At 60.9% G+C, this 25,826-nt stretch carries 21 protein-coding genes; 4 read left to right on the forward strand and 17 right to left on the reverse strand.

The genetic code is table 11. From position 1 onward, the window contains the following. Positions 1-38: 38 nt before the first annotated feature. The 4 genes from ACRWA7_RS31400 to ACRWA7_RS31415 form a co-directional block, all read right to left on the reverse strand. On the reverse strand, positions 39-815 hold the full coding sequence (locus tag ACRWA7_RS31400; RefSeq protein WP_438394581.1) for a carbonic anhydrase: 777 nt from the start codon (positions 813-815) through the stop codon (positions 39-41). A gap of 168 nt (positions 816-983) precedes the next feature. After that, positions 984-2,450, reverse strand: a complete 1,467-nt coding sequence (locus tag ACRWA7_RS31405) for a glutamate synthase subunit beta (protein WP_438394583.1) — start codon at positions 2,448-2,450, stop codon at positions 984-986. Between the two features lie 82 nt (positions 2,451-2,532). Further along, on the reverse strand, positions 2,533-7,236 hold the full coding sequence (locus ACRWA7_RS31410) for a glutamate synthase-related protein (RefSeq protein ID WP_060858217.1): 4,704 nt from the start codon (positions 7,234-7,236) through the stop codon (positions 2,533-2,535). 291 nt (positions 7,237-7,527) lie between these two features. After that, a complete protein-coding gene (locus ACRWA7_RS31415) occupies positions 7,528-8,235 on the reverse strand; it encodes a transposase (RefSeq protein ID WP_060858216.1) in 708 nt (235 codons plus the stop codon). Positions 8,236-8,501: 266 nt separating this feature from the next. On the opposite strand from ACRWA7_RS31415, the gene ACRWA7_RS31420 reads away from it, so the two are divergent. Beyond that, the gene (locus ACRWA7_RS31420; protein ID WP_060858215.1) at positions 8,502-9,227 is read left to right on the forward strand and encodes an OmpW/AlkL family protein; all 726 of its coding nucleotides are present in this window, start codon (positions 8,502-8,504) and stop codon (positions 9,225-9,227) included. A gap of 326 nt (positions 9,228-9,553) precedes the next feature. After that, positions 9,554-9,931, forward strand: a complete 378-nt coding sequence (locus ACRWA7_RS31425; protein ID WP_060858214.1) for a DUF883 family protein — start codon at positions 9,554-9,556, stop codon at positions 9,929-9,931. Positions 9,932-10,012: 81 nt separating this feature from the next. Here the strand turns inward: ACRWA7_RS31425 and ugpQ are convergent, their stop codons facing one another. The 12 genes from ugpQ to pilM all read right to left on the reverse strand — a co-directional run bounded on the left by ugpQ (position 10,013) and on the right by pilM (position 22,313). Continuing rightward, the gene (ugpQ, locus tag ACRWA7_RS31430) at positions 10,013-10,756 is read right to left on the reverse strand and encodes a glycerophosphodiester phosphodiesterase (RefSeq protein WP_438394586.1); all 744 of its coding nucleotides are present in this window, start codon (positions 10,754-10,756) and stop codon (positions 10,013-10,015) included. A 15-nt stretch (positions 10,757-10,771) separates the two neighbouring features. Further along, complete coding sequence (locus ACRWA7_RS31435; RefSeq protein ID WP_438394588.1) at positions 10,772-11,854, reverse strand: sn-glycerol-3-phosphate import ATP-binding protein UgpC; 1,083 nt, start codon at positions 11,852-11,854, stop codon at positions 10,772-10,774. Between the two features lie 55 nt (positions 11,855-11,909). Then, positions 11,910-12,755 carry a sn-glycerol-3-phosphate ABC transporter permease UgpE gene (ugpE, locus tag ACRWA7_RS31440; RefSeq protein WP_060858211.1) on the reverse strand — a complete coding sequence of 282 codons (846 nt, stop codon included), beginning with the start codon at positions 12,753-12,755 and terminating at the stop codon, positions 11,910-11,912. Then, on the reverse strand, positions 12,752-13,636 hold the full coding sequence (ugpA, locus tag ACRWA7_RS31445) for a sn-glycerol-3-phosphate ABC transporter permease UgpA (RefSeq protein WP_438394589.1): 885 nt from the start codon (positions 13,634-13,636) through the stop codon (positions 12,752-12,754). The genes ugpE and ugpA overlap by 4 nt, the downstream gene beginning before the upstream one ends. Before the next feature lie 7 nt (positions 13,637-13,643). Beyond that, positions 13,644-14,966 carry a sn-glycerol-3-phosphate ABC transporter substrate-binding protein UgpB gene (gene ugpB, locus ACRWA7_RS31450; protein ID WP_438394592.1) on the reverse strand — a complete coding sequence of 441 codons (1,323 nt, stop codon included), beginning with the start codon at positions 14,964-14,966 and terminating at the stop codon, positions 13,644-13,646. Positions 14,967-15,043: 77 nt separating this feature from the next. Then, positions 15,044-16,270, reverse strand: a complete 1,227-nt coding sequence (locus ACRWA7_RS31455) for a deoxyguanosinetriphosphate triphosphohydrolase (protein WP_060858208.1) — start codon at positions 16,268-16,270, stop codon at positions 15,044-15,046. A 152-nt stretch (positions 16,271-16,422) separates the two neighbouring features. After that, positions 16,423-17,499, reverse strand: a complete 1,077-nt coding sequence (gene aroB / locus ACRWA7_RS31460) for a 3-dehydroquinate synthase (protein WP_438396839.1) — start codon at positions 17,497-17,499, stop codon at positions 16,423-16,425. An 8-nt stretch (positions 17,500-17,507) separates the two neighbouring features. Next, positions 17,508-18,014 carry a shikimate kinase gene (locus ACRWA7_RS31465; protein WP_374728649.1) on the reverse strand — a complete coding sequence of 169 codons (507 nt, stop codon included), beginning with the start codon at positions 18,012-18,014 and terminating at the stop codon, positions 17,508-17,510. Between the two features lie 174 nt (positions 18,015-18,188). Further along, the gene (locus ACRWA7_RS31470) at positions 18,189-19,739 is read right to left on the reverse strand and encodes a type IV pilus secretin PilQ (RefSeq protein ID WP_438394595.1); all 1,551 of its coding nucleotides are present in this window, start codon (positions 19,737-19,739) and stop codon (positions 18,189-18,191) included. A 50-nt stretch (positions 19,740-19,789) separates the two neighbouring features. Then, a complete protein-coding gene (locus ACRWA7_RS31475) occupies positions 19,790-20,662 on the reverse strand; it encodes a type 4a pilus biogenesis protein PilO (protein ID WP_438394596.1) in 873 nt (290 codons plus the stop codon). Then, complete coding sequence (locus tag ACRWA7_RS31480; RefSeq protein ID WP_438394598.1) at positions 20,659-21,348, reverse strand: PilN domain-containing protein; 690 nt, start codon at positions 21,346-21,348, stop codon at positions 20,659-20,661. The genes ACRWA7_RS31475 and ACRWA7_RS31480 overlap by 4 nt, the downstream gene beginning before the upstream one ends. Next, entirely contained in the window at positions 21,345-22,313 is a 969-nt protein-coding gene (gene pilM / locus ACRWA7_RS31485; protein ID WP_438394600.1) for a type IV pilus biogenesis protein PilM, read from the reverse strand. The genes ACRWA7_RS31480 and pilM overlap by 4 nt, the downstream gene beginning before the upstream one ends. Positions 22,314-22,615: 302 nt before the next feature. Here pilM and ACRWA7_RS31490 point away from each other — a divergent pair, with 302 nt between their 5' ends. Further along, positions 22,616-25,033 carry a penicillin-binding protein 1A gene (locus ACRWA7_RS31490; RefSeq protein WP_438394602.1) on the forward strand — a complete coding sequence of 806 codons (2,418 nt, stop codon included), beginning with the start codon at positions 22,616-22,618 and terminating at the stop codon, positions 25,031-25,033. Positions 25,034-25,104: 71 nt separating this feature from the next. On the opposite strand, the gene cyaY is transcribed toward ACRWA7_RS31490, so the two are convergent. Beyond that, the gene (cyaY, locus tag ACRWA7_RS31495) at positions 25,105-25,422 is read right to left on the reverse strand and encodes an iron donor protein CyaY (RefSeq protein ID WP_438394603.1); all 318 of its coding nucleotides are present in this window, start codon (positions 25,420-25,422) and stop codon (positions 25,105-25,107) included. Positions 25,423-25,457: 35 nt separating this feature from the next. Between cyaY and lptM the strand changes: the two genes are divergently transcribed. Further along, positions 25,458-25,772 carry an LPS translocon maturation chaperone LptM gene (gene lptM, locus ACRWA7_RS31500; protein WP_060858199.1) on the forward strand — a complete coding sequence of 105 codons (315 nt, stop codon included), beginning with the start codon at positions 25,458-25,460 and terminating at the stop codon, positions 25,770-25,772. Positions 25,773-25,826 lie beyond the last annotated feature (54 nt).

The raw sequence follows: 25,826 nt of genomic DNA on the forward strand, positions 1-25,826 counted from the left end.
TGACCCGCTTTTTCGCGTTTCTGGACGCTGCTCGTTTCTCAATCCACTTCAAAAATCTCGCGCCCGTTCAACGCCTGCACAGGACGCTGATTACCGCGATAAAAATGGTGCATCGCGTCAAGTTGTTGTTTCGTGATGCTGACCGGTTCCTTGAACTCGATCCATGTCACACCTTCCGTGCACGGCGGCGTTGTGAGCGATCCGCTGTACGTGTAATAGCCGGTATTCTTGGGAAGCAAGTCGAGCGGATTGACCGTCACCGCGCTGACTTTCATCTCCGCGCCTTTTTCGGCTGGAACTCGATCGAGCATGGCCTGAATGACAGGGTTCGGGTGGTCGCCGAGCTTGAACTGCACGGCCAGTACAAGGAGCTTGCCGCCCGCTGAGCTGTGCACGAGGTGGGCGTCCATCACGTTTTCCTTGCCCGCGAAACGCTCTTCGCCCGGCGAATGAAAGTGGAACTGCACGAGTTGATAGGCCTGATCGCCAAGCGAAATACTGTCCGTGCCCGGCGTTGCGTTGAACTGAACGGCATGACCCGTGTTGACGATATCGATGGGAAGCGGCGCGTAATTGATCTTCAGGCGAGGCATGTCGGCGGGCGCTTTTTTCGCGCCTTCGATATTGATCGGCGATTCAGCGCGGCCGCTTTCGCACGCGTGGAAGGCCTCGCTCATGGCGCCCCAGTGGGCCGGGCCGTGTTCGCCGGTGTAGGTCCAGCCGTGGTTGGCGGTATCGGCTGATGCCGATGCAGCAAGCGAAACGCACGCCGCAAATAAGAGTGCGCCGCTGGACAACCGAGTGTTTTTGTTCATGTTGTGCCCCGAAAAGTTAGGGCACTAGCATGCGCGGTTGCCGGGGACAGGGATATCGGAGAAGTCGTAATAGCGGATCATGGAAATGGAAACGTTGTTCTGTCACACCCAACAAAAAACCGGGCTCACCCTCAAGCCCGGTTTTTCACAGAACGACCACGCTAGACCCTACCGCGGCAATTCACTAGACCCCATCAAAAACGCATCCACCGACCGCGCGCACTGCCGCCCTTCACGAATCGCCCACACGACCAGCGACTGACCGCGGCGCATATCGCCAGCAGTGAAGACCTTCGGCACCGACGTGAAGTATGCCTTCTCGCCTTCGGTCGAAGCCTTCACGTTTCCGCGTGCGTCCTTATCTACTCCAAAAGCCTCGAGAACCGGCGACGCAGGCTGCGTAAAGCCCATTGCCAGCAGCACCAGATCGGCCTTCATTTCGAACTCCGATCCCGCCACTTCCTGCATCTTCCCGTCCTTCCATTCCACTCGCACGGCAATCAGCTTCTCGACCTTGCCGTTCTTGCCTTCGAAGCGCTTGGTCGCTACCGACCAGTCGCGCTCACAGCCCTCTTCATGCGACGAAGACGTCCGTAACTTGATCGGCCAATACGGCCACACCAGCGGCTTGTTCTCGACTTCAGGCGGCTGCGACAGCAGCTCGAACTGCGTCACGCTTTTCGCGCCGTGCCGGTTCGACGTCCCCACGCAATCCGAACCCGTATCGCCGCCGCCAATCACGACCACATGCTTGCCCTTGGCAATCAGTTGATCGACAACCGTATCGCCGGCGTTGACCTTGTTCTGCAGCGGCAGGAATTCCATTGCGTAATGGATGCCCTGCATTTCGCGCCCAGGCACCGGCAAATCACGCGGTGTTTCCGAACCGCCGGCAATCACGACAGCATCGAACTGTTCGCGCAACTCGTCCGGCGTGATGGTTTCCCGCGCCGAATTCGCGATGTGTCCCGGCAGCGGATCCTTCCCAATAAATACATTGGTGCGGAACGCCACGCCTTCGGCTTCCATCTGCCGCATGCGGCGGTCGATGAGCCACTTTTCCAGCTTGAAATCCGGGATGCCATAACGCAGCAATCCGCCGATACGATCGTTCTTCTCGAACACGGTCACGTCATGACCTGCGCGCGCGAGTTGCTGCGCAGCGGCCAATCCGGCGGGACCTGATCCAACCACGGCAACCTTCTTGCCGGTCTTGTGCTTCGGCGGCAGCGGTGCGACCCAGCCTTCGGTCCAGGCTTTATCGATGATCGCGTGTTCGATCGACTTGATGCCGACCGGATCGTCATTGATACCCAGCGTGCAAGCCGTCTCGCACGGCGCGGGACAAATGCGGCCCGTAAACTCGGGGAAATTGTTCGTGGAATGCAGCACTTCAATGGCCGACTTCCAGTCCTGGCGGAACACCAGATCGTTGAAGTCCGGAATGATGTTGTTCACCGGACAGCCGTTATTGCAGAACGGAATGCCGCAGTCCATGCAGCGCGCGCCCTGGATCTTCGCGTTCTCGTCCGACAGCGCGTGGACGAATTCCTTGTAGTGCTTGATGCGAGCGAGCGGCGCTTCGTAGGTCTCGTGCTGGCGCTCGAACTCGAGAAAACCGGTTGCCTTGCCCATGTGGTTCTCTTTTCTCTGTATTTGGGGTTGATCCACCCTTCGGCGTCTGCCGCCGAAGAGCCGTACTAAGGATTAAGAAGGCTCAGGCCGCGATCGCGTCTTTCGCTTTTTTCGCGCCCAACTCGCCGAGCGCCCGCTTGTATTCCGTCGGGAAGACCTTCACGAACTGACGGCGCGATGCATCCCAGTTCTCGAGCAACGCCTTCGCACGCGGCGAACCGGTGGTCTGGAAATGCCGCTCGATCAGCCCCTTGAGCAAGGCTTCATCGGTCTGGCCCGTATGCCACAAGGCGCGATCGACCGTGCGTTCCTGTTCGGCTTGCTGCAATACCGGATCGAGCGCGACCATTGCCTTGTTGCACTTGCTGCCGAACGCGCCATCCGGATCGTAGACAAACGCCACGCCGCCGGACATGCCCGCCGCGAAGTTGCGCCCGGTTTCGCCGAGCACGACCACCGTGCCGCCGGTCATGTATTCGCAACCGTGATCGCCCGTGCCTTCCACGACTGCCGTGGCGCCCGAGTTACGCACGGCGAAACGCTCGCCCGCGACGCCGCGGAAATAGGCTTCACCTTCAATCGCGCCGTACAAGACCGTGTTGCCGCAGATGATGTTCTCTTCCGACTTGCCGCGGAAATCGTTCGTTGGGCGAATGATGATGCGTCCGCCCGAAAGACCCTTGCCGACGTAGTCGTTGCCGTCGCCGACGAGATCCAGCGTAATGCCCTTCGCCAGGAACGCGCCGAAACTCTGACCAGCCGTGCCCTTCAACTGGATATGGATGGCGTCATCGGCGAGACCGTCATGGCCGTGCTTGCGCGCAACCAGCCCCGACAACATGGCGCCGACCGTGCGGTTCACGTTTCGCACCGGCTGAATGAACGAAACGTGCTCGCCCTTCTCGATCGCCGCCTTCGATTTCTCGATCAGCACGTGATCCAGCGCTTTCTCAAGACCATGATCCTGCGTCTCGACGTGCTTCGTCGCAATACTGCCGTCGTTCGGCACTTGATAGAACACCTTCGAGAAGTCCAGACCCTTTGCCTTCCAGTGCTCCACGCCCTTTTTCGTATCGAGCAATTCGGCGTGGCCGATCAGGTCGTCGAACTTGCGGATGCCCAGTTGCGCCATGATTTCCCGCACTTCTTCCGCGATAAAGAAGAAGAAGTTCACCACGTGCTCCGGCTGTCCCGTGAACTTGGCGCGCAGCACCGGATCTTGCGTCGCAACGCCGACCGGGCACGTGTTCAGGTGACACTTGCGCATCATGATGCAGCCCTGCACCACGAGCGGCGCGGTCGCAAAACCGAATTCATCGGCGCCGAGCAGCGCTCCGATCACCACGTCGCGGCCCGTCTTCATCTGGCCGTCGGCCTGCACGCGGATACGGCCGCGAAGACGGTTGAGCACGAGCGTCTGCTGCGTTTCGGCAAGGCCGAGTTCCCACGGCGTGCCGGCATGCTTCAACGACGACAACGGCGAAGCGCCCGTGCCTCCATCGTGGCCGGCAATCACGACGTGATCCGCCTTTGCCTTGGCGACGCCAGCGGCAACGGTCCCAACGCCCACTTCCGACACGAGTTTCACCGACACGCTCGACGACGAGTTCACGTTCTTCAGATCGTGAATAAGCTGCGCCAGGTCTTCGATGGAATAAATATCGTGGTGCGGCGGCGGCGAAATCAGGCCCACGCCTGGCACCGAATAGCGCAACTTGCCGATGTAATCGCTCACCTTGTGACCGGGCAGTTGTCCGCCTTCGCCCGGCTTCGCGCCTTGGGCCATCTTGATCTGGATCTGATCCGCCGAGGAAAGATACTCGGCCGTCACGCCAAACCGTCCGGACGCAACCTGCTTGATGCGCGAGCGCAGCGAATCGCCGTCCTTCAACGGGATATCGGTCACGACTTCGTCGCCTATCACCGAGCGCATGGTGTCGCCGTTCTTGATCGGAATGCCGCGCAGTTCATTGCGATACCGGTTCGCGTCCTCACCGCCTTCGCCCGTGTTCGACTTCCCGCCAATCCGGTTCATCGCCACGGCAAGCGTTGCGTGCGCTTCGGTGCTGATGGAGCCGAGCGACATGGCGCCCGTCGCAAAACGCTTGACGATTTCCTTCGCCGGTTCCACTTCGTCGAGCGGAATGGCTTTCGTGGGATCGACCTTAAACTCGAACAAACCACGGAACGTCATGTGACGCTTGGTCTGGTCGTTGATCAGGTGTGCGTATTCCTTGTACGTCTGGTACGAGTTGCTGCGCGCGGAATGCTGCAGCTTGGCGATCGCGTCCGGCGTCCACATGTGCTCTTCACCGCGCACGCGATACGCATATTCACCGCCGGCATCCAGCATGGTCGCGAGGATCGGATTCTCGCCAAACGCCTCACGATGCAAACGGATCGCTTCCTCGGCCACCTCGAAAATGCCGATGCCGCCCACCTTCGACGCCGTGCCCTTGAAGTACTTCTCCACCAGATCGCTCGACAAGCCGACCGCTTCGAAAATCTGCGCGCCGGTGTACGACATGTACGTGGAAATGCCCATCTTCGACATGACCTTGTACAAGCCCTTGCCCACGGCCTTCGTGTAGTTGTAGATGGCTTTGTCGGCGGAAAGATCGCCCTTCAGGCCTTCGGCCATTTGTGCGAGCGTTTCGAGCGCGAGGTACGGATGCACGGCTTCCGCGCCATACGCGGCGAGCAACGCAAAGTGATGCGTCTCGCGCGCCGATCCCGTTTCCACAACCAGACCCGTGCTCGTGCGCAAACCGTGCTGCACGAGATGCGTATGAATGGCGGACGTGGCGAGCAGCGCGGGAATGGCCAGGTTGTCGCGATCCATCTTGCGATCGGACACGATCAACATGTTGTAGCCGGACTTCACCGCGTCCACGGCTTCCGCGCAGAGCGACGCAAGGCGCGCTTCCACGCCTTCATTGCCCCACACGACCGGATAGCAGATGCTCAGCTCGTACGAACTGAACTTGCCGCCAGTGTATTTATCGATGGCGCGAATTTTCGCGATATCCTTGAAGTCGAGCACGGGCTGCGAGACTTCGAGACGCATCGTCGGGTTGATGTTGGTGGTATCGAGCAGGTTCGGCTTCGGGCCGACAAACGACACCAGCGACATCACCATGTTCTCGCGGATCGGATCGATCGGCGGGTTCGTGACTTGCGCGAAAAGCTGCTTGAAGTAGTGATACAGCGTCTTGTTCTTGTTGGACATGACGGCCAGCGGCGAGTCGTTGCCCATTGAGCCAACGGCTTCCTCGCCAAGCTGCGCCATGGGCGCCATCAGGAACTTGACGTCTTCCTGCGTATAGCCGAACGCCTGCTGACGATCCAGCAAGGCGGCCGCTTCGCGGCGTTGTGTATCGACTTCTTCCGCCTTCGGCTCGATCTCGTCGAGCTTGATGCGAACCGCGTCGATCCAGCTCTTGTACGGCTTGCCGTTCGCGAGGTTGTCCTTGAGTTCCTTGTCGTCGATGATCCGGCCTTGTTCCATGTCGATCAGGAACATCTTGCCCGGCTGCAGACGCCACTTCTTCACGATCTTCGATTCCGGCACAGGCAAAACGCCCGCCTCCGATGCGAGGATCACGAGGTCGTCGTCCGTAATGACATAGCGCGCCGGGCGCAGGCCGTTACGGTCGAGCGTGGCGCCGATCTGGCGGCCGTCCGTGAACGCGATCGCGGCGGGACCGTCCCACGGCTCCATCATGGCTGCGTGATATTCGTAGAACGCGCGGCGGTTGTCGTCCATCAAGGTGTGCTGTTCCCAGGCTTCGGGAATCATCATCATCATGGCGTGGACGAGCGGATAACCCGCCATCACGAGCAATTCGAGGCAGTTATCGAACGATGCGGTGTCCGACTGGCCCGGATAGATCAGCGGCCAGAGTTTCGGCAGGTCGTCGCCCAGCACGTAGCTGGCGATTGCGCCGGTGCGCGCGTTCAGCCAGTTCACGTTGCCCTTCACGGTGTTGATTTCACCGTTGTGCGCGATCATGCGATACGGGTGCGCGAGTTCCCACGCGGGGAACGTGTTGGTGGAGAAGCGCTGGTGCACGAGCGCAAGCGCCGACACCGTGCGTTCGTCCTGCAGGTCGCGGTAATACACGCCGACCTGGCCGGCCAGCAGCAGGCCTTTATAAACGACCGTCCGCGCCGACATGGACGGCACGAAGTATTCCTTGCCGTGCTTCAGCTTGAGCGCCTGGATGCGGTGGCTCGCCGTCTTGCGGATCACGTACAGCTTGCGCTCCAGCGCGTCCGTCACAACAATATCCTTGCCGCGCCCAATGAAGATTTGCCGGATGAGCGGCTCGCTCGCCTTCACGGTCGGCGAAATTGGCATGCTGGCGTCGACGGGAACATCGCGCCAGCCGAGCACGACCTGACCTTCGGCCTTCACCGTGCGCTCCAGTTCCTGTTCGCACGCGAGCCGCGACGCGTGTTCCTTCGGCAGGAAGATCATGCCCACGCCGTACTCGCCTTCCGGCGGCAGCGTCACGCCTTGCTTGGCCATCTCCTCACGATAAAACCCATCGGGAATCTGAATCAGGATGCCCGCGCCGTCGCCCATGAGCTTGTCGGCGCCGACCGCGCCGCGATGGTCGAGGTTTTCGAGGATCTTCAGGCCCTGCTGGATGATTTCGTGGCGCTTCTTGCCCTTGATGTGCGCAACGAAGCCCACGCCACACGAGTCATGTTCGTTCTCGGGGTCATACATGCCCTGAGCGGCGGGAGCTGAACCGAGAGTCGTCGGCAATTGATCGTTCATGGGTCACCGTGTTCTGTGGGGGCCGCGGGCGGCTGTTGAACATGTTTTTGTGCGCGGCTTCAAGCCGGTCGTGCAATTGGATGCAGTGCATCACGAACTGCCGGAAAGCGAAATATACGCGATCAATCAAGCGGTTGGCAATGAAAACGCTTCGATCTGACACCTATTATCGAGTTGGTGCATGAACACATCATTTAATTGGTTCCATATCAATGGCGATAAAAATAAAACGGCATGCGATTTTTGGCGTCATGCCGTTCGTTCATTCTTCAGTTCTTGCACAGAAGTCCGTTATTGCGTCTGTGGTGTTTCGCGAACCTTGCGAGGCCGGCCGCGCGGCAAAGGCGAGACGCGGCGGTTGGCGGCGCGGGCGGCCCACTCGCGGTAAGCGTCGCTGCCGAGCACCCATCCTTTGAGGGTTGCCTGAAGCAAACGGTTCGCTTCCCGTTCATCGAGTGGCTGCTCGCACAACTCCGTGTACGCGCGCTGACGTTCGAACGGTGTGTTGCCGAGCTTCCAGTAGAGCGCGTGGTCGGTAATCAGGCTGTCGAGCGTCAGGCCAATGTGATGCCGGTAGCTCGACCACTTGTAGTCTTGCGGCGTGGCCACGAGGCCCGCCTGGACCGGCGCCATCTCGACAACGCGGCTCGCGAGCAGGAAATAGGTTTCACCTTCGATCACCGTTGCGCGGTAGCGGCCTTCCCATAGTGTGCCGCGCCGGGCGTATCGGCGATTGAAGTGCGCGACGTAGCGCCTGCCGACCGCCTGCATGGCCTTTGGCAAGCTGGCTTCGTCGCGGGGCGTGACGAGCAGATGCACGGCGCCCGGCATCAGGGCGTAGGCGTGTATGGCTAGATGGTGGTCGCGCGAAGCGGTCCGCAGACATTCGATAAAAAGCTCGTAGTCCGGAGCGTCGATAAAAGCGGGCTGCTGATCGAGACCGCGCAAGATCACATGCTGCGGCTGTTCGGGAACGTAGAGTCGGGCAAGCCGTGCCATTCTGGATTTTCCGTTGGTCGGGCGTTGATCGGGTTCAGGGTGTGCCAGTGATCCGTTCAAACGACATTCTGGGCCACCTTGGAAATTTTCGTTGAGATGCCGCCAATGTGCATCGACGGGAAGAAATCAGGTGTCCGAGACAGTTTTCAGTCCCGCACTAACAAAATTGGAGCCGGCAATCTTCTAGGGAAAACGCTTTGCGGCGAAACATGGTTTGTTTCAAATGTTCTGTTCATAATTAACGTGCTTTCTCGGAGGAGCACTCAATGACAATAAAACGGGTCGTCACGGGGGTTGCAGCATTTACCTGCATCACGGGCGCAGCGCACGCGCAATCGGCAAATACGTTCTACTTCACAACCGGCTGGCTTCATTTCGCGCCGATCTCCAGCAGCGGCCTGCTCAAGGAAACAAGCGTAGGCGGCTCGCCGGTTGGCATCGAAGTGCCCAATACGGGCGCTAACCTCTCGAACAGCGATACTGCAGGTTTAACCGCGGGCTACTTCATCACCGATCATATTTCCGGTGAATTCGTATTTGGCATTCCGCCCAAGTTCGACCTCAAGGGTGACAGGGGATTCTCACAGTACGGCACGCTTGGAACAGCCAAGCAATGGAGTCCAACGTTTCTTCTGAAGTATTACTTCATGCAACCACAGGCCAAGTTGCGCCCTTATGTGGGCATTGGCGTGACACGCGTGTGGTTCAGCGACGCCAAGATCACCAATACCGCCTTTGAGACCAACGTGCTGCATGGTCCGACCGACGTATCCACCGATCGTTCCTGGGCTCCTGTGTTTAATGCCGGTCTCACCTATGCGTTCACGGACCACTGGTTCGCGGGCTTTTCACTCTCGTTCGTGCCGCTTCATGCAACGGCCAAGCTGACCACACAGGCGCAAACGCCAGTCGGACCTCTCACCGTGAAGTCCGAAGCCAAGCTCAAGCTGAACCCGATCGTGACGTATCTGAACGTGGGGTATCGGTTTTAGTCCCGGTTCCGATCTACGCGATCTGAACCGCCTTTACAGAGCGCAGCAAGAATCGAGCGCCGTCGCGGAAAAACCGCGGCGGCGCTTTTGTTTTCATCGGCTTGTAAAAATGATGCCAGATCGCGCCGCACGGGTCAGCTACGGCGCAGTTTCTACTTGCCCAACATCTTTTCGATTGATCAAACGCCTTGCGCAGCAAGGCGGGAGCGTGCAATGTCGTGGATGGTTGCCGAACCGGCATCCAACTTGCTCACCTTCAGCGTTTCCGCGAACTTAATAAGTACATTCGCGGCCATCCACGACTCATCCATCGACGGAGCGATCCTATGAACGCATTTCCCAATACTCGAGACGCCATCGGAGATTCATGGAACTCCACCAGCCGGCGTGCGCGCCGGATTTCCCGCCACAGCAGCGACGCGGCGCAGGATATTGGCGGCGAACTTCGCACGCTGATTTCAGAAATCGAAGAAACATTGTCAGAAGGCACGTCGGCGGATGTCGCCGCGTTGCGCGCCCAGTTGGGCAAAACCGTGGACTCGGCGCGTGCCCGGCTGAACGACACGCAAGATGCAGTACGCGCCCGCGCCAATGCCGCGCTGGCCGATGCCGACACCTACATTCATGAAAAGCCGTGGCAGACCATTGCCCTGGTTGGCGGCCTGGCGCTGGTAGCAGGCGTGTTGCTGGCTCGCGCACGTTAAAGACCGTCTGCTTGCGTGTATCGCGAAAAAGCGCGCCGGAGTTATGCCGGCGCGCTTTTTTTATGGGCAATCGCGTAGGAGTCAGTCGAGAAATCCAGCACCGATTACATCGATACGATCCGTGCAGATCGCATCCACGCCCCACTGGGCGAGTTCGCGGGCGCGGGCCGGATCGTTCACCGTGTACGCGAGAATTCGCAAGCCCGAGTCCTTGATCTCGCGAACCAGATCTTCGCTGAGCGTCGTGTGATCCGCATGCAGCGATACGCAAGACAACGCAGCCGTCTGCGCCCGCCAGTCGGACGGAATGACCTCATAGAGCATGCCGCGCGGCAAATCAGGCGCGGTCTGGGCCGCGGCCTCGAGCGCTGCGTAAGAGAACGACGACAGCAACGGCGCGGGCTCGGCATCGGCCCATAACCGCGCCGCTTCCTGAGCCACCAGCACGCCGGTTTCCACGTCGCGCCCATCACACGGTTTGATCTCGATATTCGCGGCAAGGCCATGCGAAAAACACCGCTCGGCGACCTGCACGAGCGTCGGCATGCGGGCGCCCTTGAAACGCGGATCAAACCACGTACCGGCGTCGAGCTTCTCGATTTCGTCGTAACGCATGGCTTTCGTTGGCCCCCGACCATCCGATGTCCGGTCGACCAGATCGTCGTGTAGCAAAAATACGACGTCATCAGCCGATAATTTCGCATCGAATTCGATCATTTTCAGGCCGAGCCGTGCGCCGGTATCGATTGCATCCAGCGTGTTTTCCGGCGCGATCTTGCCGCCGCCGCGATGCGCGACGATACGCGGATAGGGCCAGGTTTTCATGGTTCACGTCCCTTTCTAATTAACGCGCCGGCCGGTCTGCGGATCGAAGATATGGAGACGCTGCGCGGGCAGCGCCACTTCCAGCGCTTCGCCGCGCGCCGGCCGATGCTCATGCGGCAGACGCACCGCGACGTCGTACGCGCCCCAGCGTCCGTGCGCGAGATTGTCCGCGCCGAGGAGTTCGCAGGAATCCACAGTCAGCGTCGCGTGCGCGCCCGTCTGGTCCGGCAGCATATGTTCCGGTCGAATGCCCAGTGTCCACTCGCGGCCCTTCAGATCCTGCGTCAACGCGCGCATGCCCGCGATCGGCAAACGCGGACCGTTACCGGCGACATCGAAGGTGGAACCGTCATCCGACACGCGTCCGTCGATCAGATTCATGGCCGGCGAACCTATAAAGCTCGCCACGAAAACCGTCGCCGGACGCTCGTAGACTTCTGTTGGCGGCCCGATCTGCTCGGCATAGCCACGATTCATCACTATCACGCGCTGCGCCAGCGTCATGGCTTCGATCTGATCGTGCGTAACATACAGGCTCGTGGTTGCGAGCCGCGCGTGCAACCGCTGGATTTCCAGCCGCATTTGCACGCGCAGTTTGGCGTCGAGATTGGAGAGCGGTTCGTCGAAGAGAAACACAGCCGGCTCACGCACAATCGCGCGGCCCATTGCGACCCGCTGACGTTGACCGCCCGACAATTCGCGCGGTTTTCTTTGCAGCAGCGGCTCGAGTTCCAGGATCTTCGCCGCGTTCTGCACGCGCCGGTCGATATCCGCCCTGCTCACGCCGCCGATCTTCAGCGCGTACGCCATGTTCTGCGCGACGCTCATATGCGGATACAGCGCGTAGTTCTGGAACACCATCGCAATGTCGCGATCCTTCGGCTCGAGCTTGTTCACCACTTTCTCGCCGATGGAAATCGTCCCTTCGGACACGCTTTCGAGTCCCGCAACCATCCTCAGCAACGTGGACTTCCCACAGCCCGACGGACCGACCATCACGACGAATTCGCCGTCTGCAACTTCCACGTCAATGCCATGCAGAACGAACTGCTTGCCGTCGTAGGTTTTCCTGACGCCTTGAAGGCTTAGTGCGGCCATCGGCCCGCCTTCGTTTCAGTGCGCCCGACTTCGGAATTCATGGATTGAGTCCCCCTCATTTTTCTGAATCGACAAGACCACGCACGAACCAGCGCTGCATGGTCAGCACGACGGCGAGCGGCGGCAACATGGCGAGCAAGGTTGCGGTCATCACGAGATGCCACTCGGTGGCCGTGTCGCCCGACGCAATCATGCTCTTGATGCCGACGACCGCTGTTTGCATCGACTGGTCGCTGCTGATCAGGATGGGCCACAAATACTGGTTCCAGCCGTAGATGAACGTGATCACGAACAACGCGGCAATGTTCGTCTTGGAGAGCGGCAGCACCACGTCCCAAAGAAAACGCAACGCGCCGGCGCCGTCGATACGCGCCGCCTCCATGAGTTCGTCGGGCAGCGTCATGAAAAACTGGCGGAAAAGGAACGTCGCCGTCGCTGAAGCAATCAGCGGCAGCGTCAAACCCGCGTAGGTATTGCTCATGTGCATCGATGAAACCACTTGCACCGTCGGAAAAATCCGCACTTCCACGGGCAGCATCAGCGTGATGAAGATGAGCCAGAACGCGAGGTTCCGGAACGGAAAGCGGAAGAACACGATGGCATACGCGGACAGCATGGAGATGGCGATTTTTCCGAAGGAAATCACGAGCGCCATGATCAGGCTGTTCATCAGCATGCGGCCGAACGGGCTGGCCGCGCTGCCGCTCCCGTGCGTCCAGATGTGCGCGACGTTCTCGAACAGATGCGTGCTCGGCACGAGCGAGAGCGGCACGTTGAAGACTTCGGCTTCGCTCATGGTGGCCGCGCAGAACGCGATATACACCGGAAACACGACCAGCACCACCCCCACGATCAGCACCGCGTGGCAGAAGAGGTCGAAACCGCGACGGTTCTCGATCATGAGTACTGCACCCGGCGTTCAATAAAGCGGAATTGCACGATGGTCAGCGCCACCACGATCACCATCAGCACGACCGACTGCGCGCCGGAACTGCCAATGTCGAGGCCCTGGAAACCTTCGGCGAAAATCTTGTAGATCAGCGTCTTCGTGGATTGCGCGGGGCCGCCGCCGGTTGCGGCGTCGATGACCGGGAAGGTATCGAAGAAAGCGTAGACCACGTTCACGGTCAGCAGGAAGAAGCTGGTCGGCGACAGCAAAGGCAATGCGATCCCGAAAAAACGCCGCACGGGACCGGCGCCGTCGATGGCCGCCGCTTCGATCAGCGAGCGCGGAATGGCCTGCAGCCCGGCGTAGAAAAACAGGAAGTTGTAGCTCACCTGTTTCCAAACGGACGCCAGCACGACAAGGAACATGGCCTGGGAACCGTTCAGCGCGTGGTTCCAGACAATGCCGTACTTCGCGAGCGCGTAAGTCACCAGACCGATACTCGGATTGAACAAGAACGACCACAGCACGGCGGCAATCGCGGGCGCGACGGCGTACGGCCAGATCAACAGCGTCTGATACGTCCTCGCGCCGCGCGTCACGCGGTCGGCGCATGCGGCAAGCAGCAGCGAAATCACCAGCCCGGACACGGTGACGAGCGTGCAAAAGATCAGTGTTGTGTTGAACGAAGAGAGATACAGCGGATCAGTGAAGATCTGCTTGAAATTCGCCAACCCCACAAACTCGCTCGATGTCCCGAACGCGTCCTGCGTCTGCGTGGCCTGCCACAGCGCTTCACCGGCCGGCCACAGGAAAAAGAGCGCGGTGATCGCGAGTTGCGGCGCGACCAGCAGGTAAGGCAGCAGGCTCGTATTGAACCGCGATCGTTTTTCCATGGCGCTCTTAGCTTCCCGCCTTTTCGAATCGGCGCAGCAGATCATTGCCACGCGACACGGACGAATCCAGCGCGTCCTTCGGCGTCTTCTTTTGCGCCCAGACCTGTTCGAGCTCTTCGTCGACGATCGTACGGATTTGCGGCATGTTGCCAAGACGCAAGCCCTTCGTGAACGGTAACGGCGGCTTGTTCAGCATCTGCTTGATGGCGGTATCGGCGCCGGGATTCTTTTCATAGAAGCCCTGCTTTTGCGTGAGTTCGTATGCAGCGGTGGTGACCGGCAGATAACCCGTGTCCTGATGCCATTTCGCCGCGACCGCCGGCGAAGTCAGATAGGCGAGGAACTTGGCGACGCCCTTGTACGTTGCGGCGTCCTTGCCCGACAAGACCCACAGGCTCGCGCCGCCGATGATCGCGTTCTGCGGTGCGCCCTTCACGCTTTCGTCGTACGGCATCATGCCCGTGCCAAAACTGAACTTCGCATACTTCTTGATGTTGGCAAGCGACCCGGACGAGTTGGTCACGATGCCGCAATCGCCGCTATAGAACTTCGATACCGCTTCGTCCTTGCGGCCCACGTAAGTGAACGTGCCGTCCTTCGCCATGTTCTGCAGGAACTGGATGTGCGCGACTTGCAGGGGCTTGTTGAATTCGAGCACGGCGTCGGTGCCATCGAAACCATTGTTCTTCGACGCAAACGGCGCGCCGTGCCAGGCGCTGTAGTTCTCGAGCTGAATCCAGCTTTGCCAGCCCGACGAGTAGCCGCAGATGCCGGCCGCTTTCAGTTTCTTCGAATCGGCTTCGAGTTCGCCCCAGGTCTTCGGCGGATGCGTCGGATCAATACCGGCCTTCTTGAACGCGTCCTTGTTGTAGTACAGCACGGGCGTGGAGCTGTTGAACGGCATCGAAATCAGATGGCCCGTCTTGGCGTCGCTGTAGTAACTCGAAATGGTCGGCACAAAAGCCTTTTCGTCGAGCGGAACACCGGCTTGCTTGAAGACGTCCGAGACGGGAATCACGGCCTTCTTGGCCTGGATCATCGTGGCAGTTCCGACTTCATAGACTTGCAGGATGGCCGGCGCGTTGCCGCTGCGATACGCCGCAATCCCGGCCGCCAGCGTCTGGTCGTAGCTGCCCTTGAAGACCGGCACGATCTTGTAGTCGCTTTGCGATGCGTTGAAGTCGTTCGCGATGTCGTTCACGCGCTCGCCTAGCGCCGATTCCATTGCGTGCCAGAACTGGATTTCGGTTGCGGCCTGCGCGTGGCTTGCGCCAAATGCAAGCGCGGCGGCGAGGGAAATGGAGCTGACCAGCAGCTTGCGACTACTCATGAGTAACGTCTCCTTGAACCCGGGTGAAGTGTGCGTGGTTGCGTGCAAGCGGGGCGAAAACCCCGGAACGCGCGATTTTAGTTGTCGTCGATGACGAATAGACGTCCGTATTCCTTCAACGCGTAACGATCCGTCATGCCAGCAATGTAATGCGCGATCAGCCGCGCCTGCGTGGTGTTCCCGGCTGCGGCGGCGCTGTCGGTATCGTTCGCCGATTCTTCCGCAACCGGAGCGCGCGCCTGATAGTCCGGCGGCAGCAGACGCGGGTCGTCAATGAACGCCTTGAACAGGCCGCTCACCACGCGCCGCGCCTTGTTGGCCATGCGCATCACGCGGTAATGGCGGTACAGGTTCTTGTAGAGGAAACGCTTGAGTTCAGTGGCCTGCGCCGCCACAGCCGGGCCGTGCGCGACCAGCGCGGAGGCGTTGCGGACATCGTCGATAGACTGGGGATTGACCCGCGCCAGGTTCGCGCTTGTCGACTCGATCAGATCCACGATCAGCGCGTTGATGATCCGGCGAATAGTCTCGTGAATCAGCCTGCGACCTTCAATCTCGGGATATTCCCCGCGCGCGGCTTCGTAATGCGTTTGCCAGAGGGCGACGTCGGAAAGCTGGTCGAGCGTGATCAGGCCCGAACGCAAGCCGTCGTCGACATCGTGATTGTTGTAGGCAATTTCGTCGGCGACGTTCGCAATCTGCGCTTCTATCGACGGCTGTTTGCGGTTCAGAAAGCGTTCGCCCAGATCGCCGAGTTTCAGCGCGTTTTCACGCGAACAATGCTTGAGAATGCCTTCGCGTGTTTCGAAGCAGAGATTCAGGCCATCGAATGCGCCATAGTGTTCTTCGAGTTCGTCCACGACCACGAGGCTTTGCAGATTGTGCTCAAAGCCGCCATGCTCGCTCATGCATTCGTTCAACGCGTCCTGTCCGGCATGGCCGAACGGCGTATGGCCGAGATCGTGCGCGAGCGAAATCGCTTCAACCAGATCCTCGTTCACACGCAGATTGCGAGCGACCGAACGCGCGATCTGCGCGACTTCAAGGCTATGCGTCAACCGCGTGCGGAACAGGTCGCCTTCGTGGTTCACGAAAACCTGCGTTTTGTATTCGAGCCGGCGAAATGCCGTCGAATGAACGATGCGATCGCGGTCACGCTGGAATTCGGTGCGTGCAACGGGCGCTTTTTCTTCGAACCGCCGGCCGCGAGACTCGGCGGAATGCGCGGCATATGGCGCGAGATGCGCCTCGAGTGCGAATGACGTCGGCGTGATGCTGGAAACCTGAAATGTCTTGTCGCTCACCGGCTGCTCCGAATCATCTTCATGTAATGCGCGGCAATGGCTGCGCTTTCACGTAGCGGCAGCCATTGACCGGCCCGGCCTCTTGCCCTGTCGTTCGCTTTGCTCTCTTTTTATGCTTTGGTTTCTTTGTGAGACTTGTTCGGCGCAGCCGTTCAGATGCTGGCCGCGAGCGTCGCGCGCACGGCCTCGTCCGGAGCGCCGGTGATCTCGGTTTCGCCGAAGCGCTTGAGCAGGATGAACTTGATCTCGCCCGCTTCGGCCTTTTTGTCGACCTTCATCAAGTCGATATAGCGATCCTCGCCCAGCGCGGGCGCTTTGACCGGCAGTCTGGCGTCCGCAATCACGCGAGTCAGGCGCGCTCGCGATTTCTCGTCCAGCCTGCCGAGCCTCACAGAGAGGTCCGCGGCCATCACCATGCCCGTACCAACAGCCTCGCCATGCAGCCATTCGCCATAGCCAAGCCCCGCTTCAATGGCGTGGCCGAACGTGTGTCCGAAGTTGAGAATGGCGCGCAGGCCGCCTTCGCGTTCGTCGGCGGCAACCACCGACGCCTTCACCTCACACGAGCGCTTGACCGCGTGGGCCAGCGCGGTTGCATCGCAGTCGTTCAGCGCGGGCGTGTTCGCCTCGATCCAGTCGAAGAACTCGCTGTCGGCAATCGCGCCCGTCTTGATCACTTCCGCGATGCCCGCCGCCAGCTCACGCGGCGGCAACGTCCGCAATACGCCGATATCCGCAATCACCGCTTGCGGCTGATAAAACGCGCCGATCATGTTCTTGCCAAGCGGATGGTTGATGCCGGTCTTGCCGCCCACCGAAGAATCAACCTGCGAAAGCAAGGTGGTCGGCACCTGGATAAACGGCACGCCGCGCATATAGCTGGCGGCGGCAAACCCGGTCATGTCGCCTATCACCCCGCCGCCCAGCGCAATCAGCGTGGTCTTGCGGTCGGCGCGCTCGGTCAGCAGCGCGGTGAAGATCTGGTTGAGCGTATCGAGATTCTTGTGCGCTTCGCCGTCGGGCAAAACAACTGTCGTGACTTTCTTGCCAAGTGGCGCGAGCGCGGCGCGCAGCGCGTCGCCATAAAGCGGATCGACGGTCGTATTGGTGACGATGGCAACCGATGACCCCGCAATATGCGGTGCATAGAGTTCCGTACGGCCAATCAGTCCTGCGCCGATATGGATGGGATAGGCGCGATCGCCCAGTTCAACGTTGACGGTAATCATGGCCGACATTATGACGTAGCCGGCTTGGCGATGCCGGCCATCTCCAGTTGCATCAACACCATGTTGACGAGGTTATTCACCGTCGGCCGCCCCGTTTCCACGATGAAATGCGCGCACTCCTGATACAGCGGATCGCGCGCCTTGTAGAGCGCTTCCAGCTTGCTGCGCGGGTCGTCCGTCTGCAGCAGGGGCCGGTTCTTGTCGCGGCGCGTGCGCTGCCAGAGCTCGTGCGGCGTCGCGCGCAAGTAGATCACTAGTCCGCGAGTCTTCAGATGATTTCGATTTTCTGGCCGGAGAATCGCGCCGCCGCCCGTCGCGAGCACGATATTCTCGCGCCGCGATAACTCGTCGATCACATCCGCTTCCCGCTGCCGGAACCCTTCCTCGCCCTCGACTTCCCAGATCACGGGAATGCGGGCGCCCGTGCGCGCCTCGATTTCGTGATCGGAATCGATGAAAGAACGCTGCAAACGGCGCGCGACCGCCCGCCCCACGGTGGTTTTGCCTGCTCCCATGAGTCCGACGAAAAATACGTTCGCGTTCGCTTGCCCGGCTTCCAACTCGCTTACCTTTGCATTGATTCCGGTCCCGATCCTGGTCCCGTTCGTGCGGGAGCTTAAGGGCAAAAGGCCCGCTTTGTCGAGTCGGGGAGCCTTGCCCAAGCGCTGCCAGTGGCTTTCCAGCAGCCTTCACAAGCGCGCCGGGACAATATGCGGAGTGATGAAAATGACCAGTTCGCTGCGCGAATTACGGCGCGTCGTATGACGAAAAAGCCAGCCCAATACAGGGATTTTACCGAGCAGCGGCACGCGGGTGACATCGTCGCGCTCGTCGCTGGAATATATTCCGCCAATTGCCACCGTGCCGCCGTCCTCCACCTCCACGCGGGTCTGCACATGTTTCGTGTTGATCGCGGGGCCGGCGGCGGTCTGCTCGCCAACGCTATCCTTCGATACATCCAGGTCCAGGATCACGTGTCCATGCGGCGTGATCTGAGGCTCGACCTCCAGTTTCAGCGCCGCGCGGCGGAACTGGACGCCCGAAACGCCGTTGCCGACCTTCGCCTGGTACGGCAATTCCGTGCCCTGCTCGACAATTGCCTTCACGCGATCCGCCGTGACTACCCGCGGGCTGGAGATAATCTGGCCGCGGCCCTCCGTTTCGAGCGCGCTCAGTTCGACGTTCAGCAGCCGCGTGGCCTGAGCGGCGAACAGCGTAAGGCCGGCTGTGGCTGCGTCGAAACCACCGATAGGCCGGGCGGACAAATCGAACACTGCGCCGTCCGGCCCCGCGACCAGGCCGCGCGCGGTGCCCTCGCCCGTGGGTGTCATCGAAAGTTTTACGCCGAGATTGCGCGAAAAACCGGTGTCGCCTTCCACGATCCGCGCCTCGATCATCACTTGCGGCGTCGGCTGGTCGATCCGCGCGATCAGCTCGGCAATCTGCGCCACCCGCGCTTCCAGGTCGGTGACGAACAACAGGTTCGTGCGGGCGTCGGCCATGACGGAACCCCGCTTCGATAACACCCGCTGACTGCCCGAGCCGGTGAGAAGCTTCCTGACGTCGTCGGCGCGCGGGTAGCGCAGGACGAACGTGCGGCTGCCGAGCGGCTCGAGATCGGCGGCGCGCGCATGTGCTTCGTAGCGCAGGCGTTCGCGCGCCGCCAGTTCTGCCAGCGGGGCGACCCAGATCACGTCTCCGTGGCGCTCCATGGCAAGGCCGTGGACGTCGAGAAGCGTATCGAACGCGCGCCGCCACGGCACATCGACAAGGTTGATAGACACCTGTCCGCGAATCTTGTCGCTCGCCACGATGTTCACGCCTGAGAACTTCGCGAACGTCTGAAGCACCGCGCCGAGGTCCGCGTTTTTCAGGTTTAGCGAGATCGGCTTGCCGTCGTCGCCGGCCACGCCCGGACGGCCCGGCTCACTGCGGCTCATGCGCTCGACAGGCGGCAACGGCGTGGGCGGCCCTTCGAGCGGCGGGAGCGCATCCGTGGTTGCGGCGGGCGGGGGCGTTTTGGCCGGTGCACGCCACGCGTTATCGTCTTCGGATGATTCGGCCGTCGCCTGAGGCAAAGCCTCCTCTGAGGTATCTTCCGCGAATTGATCGGTAGGAAGTGTCAGCGGAAGGTTTGCCGGCAAGGGCGGAAAGTTCGCTGGCAAAGGCGGAAGGGGCGCAATGGCGGCGCCCGCGCCCACGGCATGCAGCAACAGGAACGATGCGATGCTCCACGCCACGGTCCGGCTGCGTATCGCTGGACCAGGTCGCGTCAATAAGCGAGGGGAACTCATGGCCGATCCTCGACAAAACCAACTGTCCGCACAACGCCATCATCGCGACGCAACTCAATGGAACGCGCGCGCACGCCGCCAAGCCGCTCGTTGCCTACTATCTGACCTGGTGAAAATCCGTCGACTCCTGTAGCGGTTTCAACCATCGCCATTGAACGACGTTGACTCAGCAACGTGCCGACAAGAAGCATTGCGCTTGCATCGCCGGTTGACGCGCCGTTTTTCACGCCGAACGGATCGATAGCGAATGCGTCCCGTCCCGACGGTTCCGGCCGTGCGACAGGCGGCAATCGCTCGAAGACGTGAAGCGTTGCGTCCATGCCGAGCGTGTTCACGCCGAGCGTGCTCACGCCCGCCTCCGCTCCCCGCTTGATCTGCACATCGGCAGGAGCGACCAGGCGCGGCAATCCCTCGAGTGCGTCCATGAAGCGCCGGATCTCGCCGAACGATCCTTCCGCGCGAAACCGCAGCGGCCGCTCGGTCTCGATTCCCTCGCCCTTTTGCAACGATGGTTCTATTGTCCCGATACGCAATCCGCTTTGAGCGGCGAGCGCGGTGATCTCATGAAGCGCGTCGGCAACGGTCCAGCGCGACGGCGGCGCGTCATGGCCCAACCGTGCACGCATTGCGGGCAACTGCGCGGCCACTGCGCGTGCGTGCTCCAGCCGCCGCCGTGCGTCGTCGAGCGCCGAACGGCTGGCTTGCACGCCGCTCAAATCGGACGAACGCCATAGCGATGCACCCGAAGCAAATGCGAGAGCGGCAACAACAACGCCCGTAACTGCAATCCGATAACTGCTCCAGACATCGAGAGGCTCGGCCAGCAGCCCGAAAAGGTTCGAGGGTTTAAGTGCGTGTGAAGGGTTCATCGCGTGGCGCTCCGGGCGGGAGTGGCCGAGGGCTTGCCCACTTTTAGCTGCTTCGCACTTTTTGCATTGCCAGCCCCCTCAACCCAGCGAACGACAGCGACAAAGTCATAACCACCAGATTTATCTTGAGCCGCGACTGAAACCGCCCGTACGCTTTTTGCGGACGTAGGCCGCAGCAAAGATACCCGCCGATGCATTTCAACAATCTCGACGGCCCGCACGCCCGGAACGTTTTCAAGCGCCTTGAGCCATGTCGCGGCCGCGTGGGAATCCGGTGCGCTTGCGGCAAGCTCCACCTCACTCGCGCGTTGTGATACGCGCTGCAAACCGATATTCCCCTCTGATGCCCCGTGCGCCAGTGCATCCAACAAACCAAGGAATTGCGCGCCTGGCTCTGCAATCGGCGCCGCTGCGCTTTGCTCGCGCCGCCGCAACGCCTGCTGCTCGACAAGCCTCGCGTGCTCGGCGACGGACGAGTTCAACCCGGCGAGAGCACGGTCGAGCGCGCCACGCTGTTCGTCGATACGAACGCGCGCCAGCGCATCCCACCCGGCCAGCACACCGGCCGCGGCACATCCTGCAACGCTCGCGCCGGCGAGCAGCGCCAACGCGCGATTTCGCGCACGACGCCGCGCACCTGGCCGATACGGCAGCAGGTTAAAAGCATGCAATCCGACCGCGCTCATGACGTCACCTCACGCAGCGCAAGTCCCAGCGCAACGGCGAACAAGGGCGAGTGCGCGAGGCGTTCATCCACGCGTTGCGCGCCGTTGCAAAACGGCGCGCATTCGAACGGCATGACCGGGCAACCGAAGGCAATCGTGAGCATTTGTGCCGACACACCCGCCCGATGCAGCAGCTCGATATCTCCAGCTATATAAATCCAGTGCATGCACGGCCCTTTGCCAATGAGATCCGTCAACGCCTCGATTGCACTCGAATATTCCGGCGATGGATAACGCAACTCGTTCTCCACGCCGTCCTCGCCGACAATCCACGCATGCAATCCCGAACTCTCGATCCAGCATGCGACGAACCGCTCATCCCGATTGATCTCGATAGCGGCCGAATAACACAACGCGCGCAACGCGGCGACCGGCTCGCCGTCAATAGCGCTCAGCACAATGTCAGCGCCAGCGGCAGCCTCCACGCGCGATTCCACATATTGCCGGCCTGTGGCCGCTATGGACACTTCGGTGGTCCCGTCATTGCGCTCGTGGATCGACCAGTCAACAGACAGCGCCCCGCGCTCGATACCCGCAATGCGCTCGGCCTCGGCCAGCACCGCCGGTTCGAGCAAGCCTCGCGGATCGCGGCCAGGCTTCTGCCTCTCGCTCGACAGCTTTTCCAGTGGCACGCGCGTGGTGAGCGTGGCCGATGCCGGCACGGCCATGGCACAACGCAGCGAGCGCAGCGCGCCACGCGCCGGCAGCCGCGAAAACGCTTCGCGCAAGGCTGCAGAAATCGCCGCGCGATCGATGAAATCACCGCAGACAACCGCGCCCTTCGGCAACAGGACCTCTTCCAGCCGTTCGACACAAACCGGGCGGTGCGCGTGCATTCGCTTGCTGACCACGGCTAATCGCACCGCCCGCTCGCTTACATCGATTCCGGCCGCGAACCGCCGGTTTACTGTCAAAACCGTACCCATGCTCTACCTCTCTTTCCTGACCGCGCGCCGAACCGTTCGGGCGCTGGCAATGGAGGAATTGTGAGCAGCGGCACGGGTTGTCACCACTCAGCCAAGTGGCTAACGTAAAGGTATCGGCGGGTTCGAAAACGGCATCAATCCAGCGCAACACACCTGCCGCAAACGTTAGACTGGGTCATTCAGTCAACGCTTATTCCAACAAAAATGAACGCTTACGAGACCTCCGCGCAACACCCGAGTAAGCCGTGCGAAAGCCGCAAAGTCGGGCGGCTATAATCGCGGGACCGTTTTTTGGTGGTGCCATGCAATCTCAGTCTCCGTCGTCCCCGCCGTCCCGTCAGTCCGAACCCGCCAAGCGCCGTCCGCTCTGGATCAGGTTCCTGCTCGGGCTGGTCATCTGCATTGTCGGATTGATCGCCAGCGCCATACTCGTGCTGGGCTATGCGCTGGTCGTCGCGCAGCCGAACCTGCCGTCGCTCGACGCGCTCACCGACTACCGCCCGAAAGTGCCGCTGCGGGTGTACACCGCAGATCACGTGCTGATCGGCGAATTTGGCGAAGAACGGCGCAGTGTCGTGCGCATCCAGGACGTACCGGACTATCTTAAAAAAGCGGTGCTCGCCATCGAGGACGCCCGGTTCTACGACCATGGCGGCGTCGACCTGACGGGCATCCTTCGCGCGGGCACGGTTGCGTTGACAAACGGCCACGCATCCCAGGGCGCCAGCACGATCACCATGCAAGTGGCGCGCAACTTCTTTCTGTCTAGCGAAAAGACCTACACCCGCAAGATTTATGAAATGCTGCTCGCATACAAGATCGAGCGCGCGTTGACCAAGGATCAGATTCTCGAGGTCTATATGAACCAGATTTACCTGGGACAACGCGCGTATGGTTTCGCGAGCGCCGCCCGGGTTTATTTCGGCAAGGACATCAAGGACATCACGCTGGCCGAAGCCGCCATGCTCGCCGGCCTGCCTAAAGCGCCGTCGGCGTACAACCCGGTCGTCAATCCCAAGCGCGCGAAGGTTCGCCAGCAATACATTCTCGAGCGCATGTACGAGTTGCACTACATCACGCGCGAGCAGTACGACGACGCAGCACGGCAACCGCTGGTCGTGAAGGGCGCGGGACGCGAGTTCAGCGTGCACGCCGAATACGTGGCTGAAATGGTTCGTCAGATGATGTACGCGCAGTATCGGGAAGAGGCTTATACGCTTGGCCTCAACGTGGTGACGACCATCGACTCAGCCGATCAGGACGCGGCCTATCGCGCCGTGCGAAAAGGCCTGATGGATTATGAGCATCGGCATGGATATCGCGGGCCGGAAGGGTATATCGACTTGCCAAGCGATCCCGACGATCGCGAACAGGCCATTGACGACGCCCTTGTCGACCATCCGGACAACGGCGAGATTGTTGCTGCGGTCGTCACGTCGGCAAATGTGAAGCAGGTAAAGGCGAGTTTTATCGATGGCAATGTGGCGACGATTCAAGGCAATGACCTTCGGTTTGTCGCGAGCGCACTGAGCACGCGGGCGCAGCCGAGCCAGCGCCTGCGCCCGGGCGCCATTGTGCGCCTGATGAAAAACGACGAAGACAATTGGGTCATCACGCAGTTGCCGCAGGTCGAAGGCGCGTTTGTTTCCATCGTGCCGCAGGACGGTGCGATCCGCGCGCTGGTCGGCGGCTTCGATTTCAACAAGAACAAGTTCAACCATGTCACGCAGGCGTGGCGCCAGCCGGGTTCGAGCTTCAAGCCGTTCATTTATTCGGCGTCGCTGGAAAAAGGTTTGTCGCCGGCGACCATCATCAACGACGCTCCGCTTTACTTCAGCGCCGGCGAAACCGGCGGCCAGGCGTGGGAACCGAAGAACTACGGCGGCGGTTTCGACGGCCCAATGCCCATGCGTACCGCGCTGATGAAGTCGAAAAACCTGGTGTCCATCCGCATCCTGAACAACATCGGCACGAAGTACGCGCAAGGCTATGTGACGAAGTTCGGATTCGACGCCGCGCGCCAGCCCGCCTATCTGCCGATGGCCCTCGGCGCCGGCCAGGTCACGCCGCTGCAAATGGCGACGGGTTATTCCGTGTTTGCGAATGGCGGGTATCGCGTGAATCCGTATTTGATCGCCGATATCACCGACCCGCGCGGCGCGGTCGTCTCGCACCCGCAACCGCTGGTCGCTGGCGAAAGCGCACCGCTCGCCATTACGCCGCGCAACGCGTACGTGATGAACAGCCTTCTGCAAAGTGTGGCGCAACGCGGCACGGGCGCGCGCACGAACCAGTTGAAGCGCACGGATCTGGCCGGAAAGACAGGGACGACCAACGACTCGCACGACGCATGGTTCGCCGGGTATCAGCATTCGCTGGTGGCGATTGCGTGGATTGGCTACGACTCGCCGCGCAGTCTCGGCGACAAGGAAACAGGCGGTGGTCTCGCGCTGCCCGTGTGGATGGACTACATGAGCCGGGCATTGCGCGACGTGCCGGAATACAAGTCGAGCATGCCGCCCGATGTGGTGTCGCTTGGCGGCGAACTGTACTTCGATGATCTCACGCCGGGACACGGGTTTGTCGCAACTATCGGCGTGAGCCAGGCTGCGCCGGAAAGCGCCAGCGGCACTTCACCCGGCGTGGCTGCCGCGCCCGCGCCTCAGGTCGGCGAGCAGGAAAAGCAGGACATCATGAATCTGTTCAAGGGCGGTAATTGAAAGCGCGAAGATGCGCCGGCCTGAGCTTCCGGTCGCGACCTGGCTCAGGCTCAAAATCGGACTGAAAAGCGTCAGGCTGAAAAGCGGATCGGCTCACCGGCCTGTTCGCTTGCGTACTGGCTGAGCGCCTCGAAGAACTCGCTGCCATCGCGCGTGTTGCGCCACGCGCCATCCACATATCTGTAGTGAAAACCACCTGATTTCGCCGCGAGCCACAACTCTTGCATCGGCGGCTGCAAATTGACGATCAGCTTGGTGCGATTTTCGAATTCCAGTGTCAAAACATTGCCGCTGCGTTCGAATTCCACGTCGGCGTCGAGGCCGTCCACATCCCGCTCGATGGCCGCCAGCGCAGCCTCGGCGAGCGTCAGGTATTCGTTGTCGGTCATGCTAAACTCCGTCGATTAATTATTCAGGGACAGTGATGCAAGTCGTTTTCAGGATGAGCGCGATTGTAGCGGCTTTGGCCATTTCAGCCGGAACGCTGCTCGCCGCGTGCGGCCAGCGCGGACCGCTTTATTTGCCCGCCACTCCGCCCATTCCGCCACGTCCCGCCAGCATGCAACCGTTGCCCGCAAGCAGTGCCGTTGCACCGGCTGCTGCGTCGTCTGTCGACACCGGCGACGTCCCGGACACTTCCGGCCAGGCGCTTTCGCTTTCGCCTGACGAGAACCTGAAACCGTCCGCGCCAGTACCGGCGTCAGCCGCCGCGCCCAAGGCCGCGTCATCCGGCTACTGAATCTCGCCTCGCCGCGTTGGGCGGCATATACCAGTCAAGCACGCCAGCCGGACC

The organism is Caballeronia sp. DA-9, assembly GCF_051615025.1.
Classification (GTDB): domain Bacteria; phylum Pseudomonadota; class Gammaproteobacteria; order Burkholderiales; family Burkholderiaceae; genus Caballeronia; species Caballeronia sordidicola.